This window comes from Aquabacterium sp., assembly GCF_030652515.1.
Taxonomy (GTDB): Bacteria; Pseudomonadota; Gammaproteobacteria; order Burkholderiales; family Burkholderiaceae_C; genus Aquabacterium.
In genome coordinates, this window is sequence record NZ_JAUSAR010000190.1 from 1 (window position 1) to 1,833 (window position 1,833).

The window sequence follows — 1,833 nt, forward strand, 5'->3', positions numbered from 1 at the left end:
TTATTTCTGGACGCCGGGCGCTGTGTGGAGCTATGGCGCTCTTGCAAGCGTTAGCGGCCTCGCAGGCCGCGTGAGGCATCATGGCTGTGAGGTATGGGAAGCGCAGTGGCGCCTGGCTCGGGCTGGTTTCACCATCTTCACAATTCTCGAGCAGCTGTACGCAGCGTACCTGCCCACAGCAGACGACATGGTGCCACTGCCGGTCGGTGCCAAGCAGCCACTCTACTGCCTCAACGCTGGCGACGCAGCCATCATGAAGCAGCTTCTGCGCCGAGCTTACCCTGACCTCACCTCGATACCGTCAGCAGAGCTGCTGCCCGAGCCCCGAATGCACATGAAGCGGCTGCCGGTGGTGCCGCCATGGCCGCCGGGGCATGTGAGTCGCCCCTTGGCTGCGCATGAACTGCATGGTGCACCGCCGCAGCAGTTGCAACCGACAGATGCACTCCGCCCGGACGCCACTCTGGAAGACGTGGTGGCAGCGCAAACGGCACTCCTGGCTGCATTGCCGGCGTTGCGAGAAGCACGCGACGCCCAGCCGTCAACGCGAAACGGCAGAAGTCTCATAGTTTTCCTTCCTTGGCTGGTCATTGGTGGTGCCGAAAAGTTTGCGCTTAACGTCATTGCGGAGTTCACGGCGCTTGGATGGCATGCGACAGTGGTGCTGAGCTTGGATTCGACTGGTTTCGGCGGCAACCGGTGGGAGCAAGTTGCGCGCACATACACAGATGACATCTTCGTCGTTCCCTCCATGGTCGACCGACATTTCTATGGCGCCCTGGTGTGCAATCTGGTTGCTTCGCGCGGCGTCGAGGCAGCCATTGCCACCAACTCTGCGCAGCCCTACCTGTTCTTGCCATACTTCAAGGCCGCCTGCCCCATCAACACCTTCATCGACGTGTCGCACAATTGGATCGACGCTTGGATTGACGGCGGCTACACGGCGTTCGGCCTGGGATTCATGGCGGAGATGGACTACAGCATGGCCATCAGCGATGTGTTGCGACGGAAGATGGTGGCTGAGGGCGGCGACGAGTCCAAGTTGCGCACCATCTACATTGGCACCAACGCCACCTTCTTCACACACACTCCTGTCGCCGACCGAGCAGCTGCCATTCTTGCTCCTGGGCCCGCTTTTCTGCCAGAGCACCGTGACGCATTCGCGGGCCTGCTGGCAAGGGGCAACAAACGGGTTGTCGTCTTCGTCGGACGCATGTCAGGCGAGAAGCAGCCGCACGTGTTTGTGGATGCCATCGTACGTGCGCGCGCGTCGCTGCCGCCAGGAGTCGCTGACTCGCTTGCCGCCGTCATGGTGGGCGGTGGGTACATGCTCGACAATGTGCAAGCACACATTGCCGCTGCGGGCGCCGGGGGCTTCCTGATGGCAGTTGGTCCGTTGGATGAGCACGGCACGCGCGACATCCTCAACGTCGCTGACATTATGATGATGACGTCAGAGACGGAGGGGACCCCGCTAGCGTTGTTTGAGGCCATGTCCATGGGCCTCGCGTGCATTGCACCCGCAGTGGGCGGCATCCCTGAGATGTTGACTGTCGACACAGGCCACCTCGTCGTCAACACCGGCCTCAGTCAAGACGCGCAAGCTGACGCCTTTGCAGCCGCGTTGGTTAAGTTGTTGTCAATGCCAGAGGATGATGTGCGGGGTATGGGCGCCGCTGCCGCCGTGCGTGTGCGAGAAAAGTTTGACACGCGTATCATGGCACAGCAGCTGCAGGGTCTCATGGACGATAACCGACACGCGGCAGCGACCAAGCGGAGCAACAGCGGCGGCATCTCGCTTGGCGCCTACTTGCAAGCGCTGCGTCTTGCGTC

Annotated in this window: 1 protein-coding gene; it reads left to right on the forward strand. The window is 61.6% G+C overall.

The genetic code is table 11. From position 1 onward, the window contains the following. Positions 1-253 precede the first annotated feature (253 nt). Positions 254-1,833 (forward strand): glycosyltransferase family 4 protein (locus Q7V20_RS21870; RefSeq protein ID WP_304795905.1); only part of this gene is annotated, 1,580 nt, incomplete at its 3' end.